At 41.5% G+C, this 6,000-nt stretch carries 5 protein-coding genes; 2 read left to right on the plus strand and 3 right to left on the minus strand.

Annotated elements, in window-relative coordinates:
• The first annotated feature begins 468 nt into the window (after nucleotides 1-468).
• Together UQW94_RS23455 and UQW94_RS23460 are read left to right on the plus strand one after the other, a co-directional pair.
• Nucleotides 469-1,437 (plus strand): LPD25 domain-containing protein, encoded by a 969-nt coding sequence (locus UQW94_RS23455; RefSeq protein ID WP_258615246.1) that lies wholly within the window; start codon nucleotides 469-471, stop codon nucleotides 1,435-1,437.
• 31 nt (nucleotides 1,438-1,468) lie between these two features.
• Complete coding sequence (locus UQW94_RS23460) at nucleotides 1,469-1,618, plus strand: hypothetical protein (RefSeq protein WP_239939101.1); 150 nt, start codon at nucleotides 1,469-1,471, stop codon at nucleotides 1,616-1,618.
• 46 nt (nucleotides 1,619-1,664) lie between these two features.
• Here the strand turns inward: UQW94_RS23460 and UQW94_RS23465 are convergent, their stop codons facing one another.
• The 3 genes from UQW94_RS23465 to UQW94_RS23475 all read right to left on the minus strand — a co-directional run.
• Nucleotides 1,665-3,101 (minus strand): hypothetical protein, encoded by a 1,437-nt coding sequence (locus tag UQW94_RS23465; protein ID WP_258615244.1) that lies wholly within the window; start codon nucleotides 3,099-3,101, stop codon nucleotides 1,665-1,667.
• The gene (locus UQW94_RS23470; protein WP_253657744.1) at nucleotides 3,101-4,477 is read right to left on the minus strand and encodes an AAA family ATPase; all 1,377 of its coding nucleotides are present in this window, start codon (nucleotides 4,475-4,477) and stop codon (nucleotides 3,101-3,103) included. The genes UQW94_RS23465 and UQW94_RS23470 overlap by 1 nt, the downstream gene beginning before the upstream one ends.
• On the minus strand, nucleotides 4,477-6,000 hold a 1,524-nt coding region (locus UQW94_RS23475), incomplete at its 5' end, for a DUF1998 domain-containing protein (RefSeq protein ID WP_322142597.1). The genes UQW94_RS23475 and UQW94_RS23470, both read right to left, overlap by 1 nt.

Here is a 6,000-nt window from a genome sequence, read left to right on the forward strand (position 1 = left end):
TGTGTGCGGTTGCTTCACTAATATCACACTATTTCTAATGCTTTCTTAAAGATCATTCAAACAGTAGTACATACAGGTTCTCAAACGACTTTCAACAAGTAGCTTTTTCCTGCTTTATTTCGCGTACCTCTTCACTCGTTCCTCCCTCAATCGGTGGCTCAACCAAGCCAATAAAAAATACAAACAGCGTATTTCCCATTGTCTTGGCCCTACGGGTCACAATCAGGGCTATGGGGTTCGCGCTGCCAGCCAAGTTCTGTCTGACCTTGGCTAAGTGCTGTGCATTCAGGTCCCTGTGTTGATTTTCCCTCGTGCGTTTTGCGCCAACTTCTTAACCTTTAAAACCTCAGAACCTGCCCGTAAAAAGTGAAATGGACGCTACGCGCTTTTGACGGGCAGAACCACGAGGTTTTGAAGGGAAGTTAGGCGAAAACGACGGTGAAAATTCAATCAAACAAGGAGCGTATCATGTCACATTCCCTTTCTTCCCAAGTTCACAGCACTACGGCAGTCAGCGCGAGCAACGTATCTCCGTTGCATCACTCAGGCTCTACAACAGTGAAAGTCTCGCCGTGTTCGGTGTTGGTGAATTGGTCGGAATCCTCTCGCTTGAATGAGGGAGAGGAATTCCCATTCGATATTTTTGAGGCCATCGCGTTAAAAGCGGCGTTAGATAATTCGCTTGGTGGTTACGATAAAACAGACATTACGGTGAATTTCGATAATGGCCATCAGCACCGTTGCCGCGTCGATTTGGGCTGCGGTGGCAATGAGTGTGGGTTTGCGGATCACTGCTTTCGTGTGCTCGAGTACTCGCTATCGCTTGAGAAAAGTGAGCCGTCGCATTGGTATTTTACTGACGCCCAGGGGCGAGAACTGCTCGCACTGATTAAAACATATCAGTTAAATCGGCATACGGTGGCGTTGTCTCGCTCTCAGGTGTTAGCGAGCACCCGTTTAGCGAAAGCACAACAAGAAGCAGAGGAACTGGCCAAGGCAGAGCAAAGGAAGGCAGCCCATCAACAACGAGTGGAACAAGAGAAAGCGTTTCAAGCCTCTCTATCAATACCGGATTGGGCACTGGGGGCAATTGTGGCGACATACACGGTTTTTGATGAGGACAACAGCGATCCCTATGCGGATGATTACCGATTCAATACAGAGAAAACCATTATTCTCTCTTGGTCTAAACATACGCGCCGGTTATTTCCAGAATTGCGTAAAGCGTGCTTAAACCATGAGGATACGGCGTTTTTAGCGGATAAAGCGCAAAGCTGTGAGCATCGTGAAAACTATTCGATGGGGGCCGGTACCTATCTCACGAATAAGGATTTTATTCGTTGTGGTTGGTCGGTGCGTAAAGTGCGCTTTTGGCGTGAAGATAACAAAGCTATTTACGTTCCATTGGGTGAGCTGGCTCACGTAGTACAAGTATAAATGTGCGGGCTCATAGCATGGAGGTGTGACCATGTCACAAGTTCATTACTTCACAGTTGATGCTCGCTTAGTCCACTTGTTCGAAAAGTTAGCTACGTTGAATGTCGTGCTCGGCGAGAAGATAGTTACTAGGGAAGATTTTGAGCTGTTTTTGGAAAAAATAATCGAATGGCATAAATAGTAAAAAAGCCAAAGCAAATAATGCTTTGGCTTTTTTGGATTGCTATTTAATTTACAACTAGCTTACTCGATTTCTGGGCAATTTTAATCGCAATGAGCTCATCAAGAATGTACTGTAGTTTATTTTTTAAATCAGCCTCTTTAGCCCAAACTAGAGGTAAATTGATGTATAAACCTCGATCTTGTATGACTTCTATTCTTACTCCTACTGGTAATTTTCCTTGTAACAGCAATAAATTGAGAGCTAATTGTCCCTTAAGTTTTTCCATTCCTTTGGTTCCATTAGCATCTATGAGTCGCCACGCTAAGAAACTCTCAGGTTCATACTCAAGCGAAAGATCAAATCCAGCCATAGGTTTAACGGCGCAAAGCTGAAATATGTCTGGGCTGGCTCTTTTGAGCCAAGGTTCTTGCTCTAGTATAAATTTGTTTTCGTCAGGGGAGATTTGTTCCTGAGTTGGAATTTGCTCGATTGGTTCACTTGTTAGCTCATCAGATGCATGGTTGTAAAGACTTGCATTTAGCAACTGAAGCTGTGTTCTATCTGCGAGCATGTTTCTTTGCTCTACACTCAGGTAGCTGTAACCTGCCCTTGCTCCTACAAAGATATTTGCTAGCGAATAGACTTTTTCTCCTAAATGTTCTTGAAGGCTAACTTTCATAGCATTGATATTGTCCTTCTCTGGATTGAGAAGGACAAGGATCATCGCTCTTAGAGCGATGTTCTTATCATCAGAGTAAATAAGGTTAACGTCTTCATTGTTAATTATTCTTTGAGCAGTCTCGAACCAACGTTTAACATCATCGGAGTTTGCTTCTGGAGGTAAATTCTTTTTAAGCTCTTCAACGACCTCTATTAATTGCCAACCTGTATCTATATTAAACTTGCTGCACACCTTGAAAAATTCAATCGCGACAACCAGTTGGTTAGTATCTTCTAAATAAGAAGTTAGAATTGCATTCAATAGTTGATCTGCATTGCCTAGATAATTGGACAGCTCAGTTGTGAACTGAGGATGTGTCAATAGATGAGAATGAGTTGCCGCTATAATTGCGTCATTCAAAGCCATCTTTAACGTAAAAGCATGTTTGTCGACTGTTGGAGGCTCAACAATATCCAGAGTTAACTCTGAGGATTCATTATTACTTGTCAAAATGCGGCAGTTGATGGTACGTGAATCATAGTTTTCATAACTACGTTCTACAAACATATCTAAACTATCTTGGTTAGTGAAACCAATATCAGATATGTGGCAATATGGCAGATAAGAGCCCCCTAAGTTTTGTGTCAGCCCTACAACTACATTTTTATCTCCCACTTTCCCTTTATTAACAAGGGAATGCATTGTGGTGTGATCAAAAACCTTCTGCCCATTCACATCAAAGCAATACTCTAGAGGAAGAAGTTCGTAAGTGAGAACGTAACGACTAAGGTAGCGTTTAGAAAGCATCACGTAGCACGTTGTATTAGGGGTCATTTCCATTATTCTTGTTCTCTATAATCGATTAATCCAGAGGCACGGTTCGGAAAGTGCTCGAAAAAAGCAGGGTTAGCTCTAGTGCCATCATTACATAAGAAAACTAGTTCTTCACGTGCTCTTGAACACATAACGTAGAGATTCATCTTAAAGGTTGTCAGGTCAGTATCATCAACAGTAAAAGACTGTAGTTGAGGGATAAAAACAGCATCGAATTCTAGTCCCTTGCAGCTCTTACGATGTAATACCGTCACTACTCCTTGCGTGTCAAATACCAAGTCTTCGCTACTTTTATAGTTCTTACTACTGTATGACTGTACAGTATAGTTGGTCAAGCGGTCAGCTATCTCTTTGACAAATAGTTCCCGATCTGTGTCATTGTCAACAATTACACCAACTTCTAATGCTGCTCTGTTTTTTAGTGAACGACAAATATATTGAATCTGCTGCTCAACGTTACTTACAACAACCAACTGAGGTTTGTTCCCTTGTCGATTAGGTAGTTTTGGAACACCAGTTGGTAGCCCTACATAAAAATGACTTGCTACTTTTGCTATTTGATATGTATTTCTGAAGTTAATTGTTAAAGAAAACTCACGCTCAGGTTTCTTGTTCAATTTAAGAGTCGTTCTAATGTCTTCTAAACTAGAGTGACGATTCTCTTCCAGTCTTTGATTCTCATCCGCAAGGATCGTTAATGCCCCATGCTCTAATTGCTTAGATGTCAGATGTAAGAACGAAAAAAGGCCAGGTTCGAAATCTTGTGCTTCATCAATAATCAAGTGTCCCCAATCGACCATTTTTTCTTGAGGTTGATCTAAGTACAAGTCACGCATTGCTAACCAATTGTATTGCCATCGTGCAAGCTCCAATGGTTCATATGAAGTCCCTGTCCACGCGCTATAGATACTAGGATCTGAGTCATACCGGCTTTTTGGGACGTACCACATCCCTTTTTTATTTGTGAATGGGTTGAATTTATTAACCCCCCATTTCCCGCCGACTTTTTTTAACTTGTCCTTATCCTCATAAGGGCAGTTCACAAATGCTCGGTCCCCATCAATAATGAGTGTTTCCGAGCTATGACCTGTAGTGATTCTATGTGACCTCCACCATTCGGGAAACCAAGTATGCATCGTTTTTGATTGCACGTTTCCATTTATTTCAGCTGCCACATTCTCTGTGTAACGCCTTAGAACACGGTTGTACATTAAAACAGTTACGTCACGGTTTTTATTAGCTAATATCTGCGCTCTAAGGAAGGCAATTACAGTTTTACCTGTTCCTGGAGGACCCGAAACCAGAATACTTCCATCGATAGGTGCATCTTCAAAAATGTCTTGTTGTTCTTCGCTTATTTGACGCGCATTAGGCATTCTCATTAGCTAAACTCCTGCTGCGCATTATTGACAATTTTAGTAAATAAGCCTTCATAATTATCTGTACCGATTAAAATCTTTCGGTCCAGTAAAAGGTTGTTATTCTCGCAACTAGTTTCTGAAATTATTGTACAAGAGTGACATGCAGCTTGGTTTAATCCCATAATGCCTAACTCTTGCTTTTCACTACACACTGGATCATTAGAGCACCAGTATGCAGTTTCTAACGCAGCTAACATTGCTGGAAACAATCTGTTAGCTTCGCCTTGCTGAACGAGTCCCCCCAAACTTCCTTCTGAATCACCATCAGCTGTATATATAAGCAGTCCGGCTTGACCATCATCAGCATAGATTCTCTCTCTTAGAGAACCACTAGAATACCCACTTTCAAAACTTAGCTGTCTAATTAATAGGTGGGCTAAAGTATGTAGAACTAGAAACTTCACGCTTGGAACTGGCAAATAAGTAGAGCTGAGCTCCGTATGGTGCTTATTCAACTTTTCAATTCGCAGCTTTAACTCTTGTGGCATATGCTGCTCCCAAGTGTTAATGACAGAGTTATCCATTTCAATGAATATGCCTTCGCCATAGACTTCAGTAGCAGGAAGCCACGATCTATTCTCCAAAGCGGTTTTGGGGCTAACAACGTTATCACTTGGTGATACGCGCTCAAATCCACAAAATGCACGTACTTCACGTAATTTATCTAATAAAACAACTCGCTTTATTACAGAATCAAAGTCAAAAGTGGGATAGTTAGCCCAGTCTGCGACCTTAGCTTTAAAAGTTTTAGTCTCTTTACTCGCAATATCTGGAGAAGAAAGAACATCCCACTCAGCAACTCTTAAGTCTTCATCTTTCGGAACTTTAAACGTCCGTTGTTCCTTTTCTTTACCAGTTACTGCGTTCAAAACTTGTTCTTCAGTAAGATCAAACTCTTCTGCAATTTCTTCAACATATGCGTTAATTAGACGTTCTTTTCCATCAGATAAAGCAGTCATCAAACTTTCGAAATAATTTGATTCTTTTATCTTGAGATATATTTGGTTCCCAGAGCTTTTCTCTGAATGAGGGATATCCAATGCCGAGCGCACTATTGAGTAGTAGAGGTTGCTTGCTCCCCTTTGTAATACATGTAACTGTTCATCACATTTGCGCTCTGCAGGATCTTTATATTCCCAAGGCTGAGTATCATTGCATTTAACACCTGCGAGCCCTGTCTGACTCATTATTTCTTTAAGAGAGTTTTTTGAGCCACACTCTGGATTTTTACACTCAACATAGAGCGCATCCAAACCGCTACCAAGCTCAGGGTTAGACAGGAAGTAGAGTTCCGGGCTTTCACAAGTCTTCTGTCTACTATTTTTGTGAGCCCAGTACACCCAAGGAATATCTTGAAGATGCCCTTTTTGACACGCTGCGACAAAACGCATAGGAGCAAGAACTTTTTGCTTACATGAGTTATTCGCACATACCGGTATTCCATCTGCGTTGAGCTTACCGGTTTCTTTTTTCCAAAGTTCCAT

Origin of the sequence: Vibrio sp. PBL-C16 (assembly GCF_034321865.1) — a bacterium.
GTDB lineage: Bacteria > Pseudomonadota > Gammaproteobacteria > Enterobacterales > Vibrionaceae > Vibrio > Vibrio alginolyticus.

Excerpts from the sequence above, each read along its gene's own strand:
- UQW94_RS23470 (WP_253657744.1), bottom strand. The coding sequence starts at position 4,477 with ATGAGAATGCCTAATGCGCGTCAAATAAGCGAAGAACAACAAGACATT.
- UQW94_RS23460 (WP_239939101.1), top strand. The coding sequence starts at position 1,469 with ATGTCACAAGTTCATTACTTCACAGTTGATGCTCGCTTAGTCCACTTG.
- UQW94_RS23455 (WP_258615246.1), top strand. The coding sequence starts at position 469 with ATGTCACATTCCCTTTCTTCCCAAGTTCACAGCACTACGGCAGTCAGC.
- UQW94_RS23465 (WP_258615244.1), bottom strand. The coding sequence starts at position 3,101 with ATGGAAATGACCCCTAATACAACGTGCTACGTGATGCTTTCTAAACGC.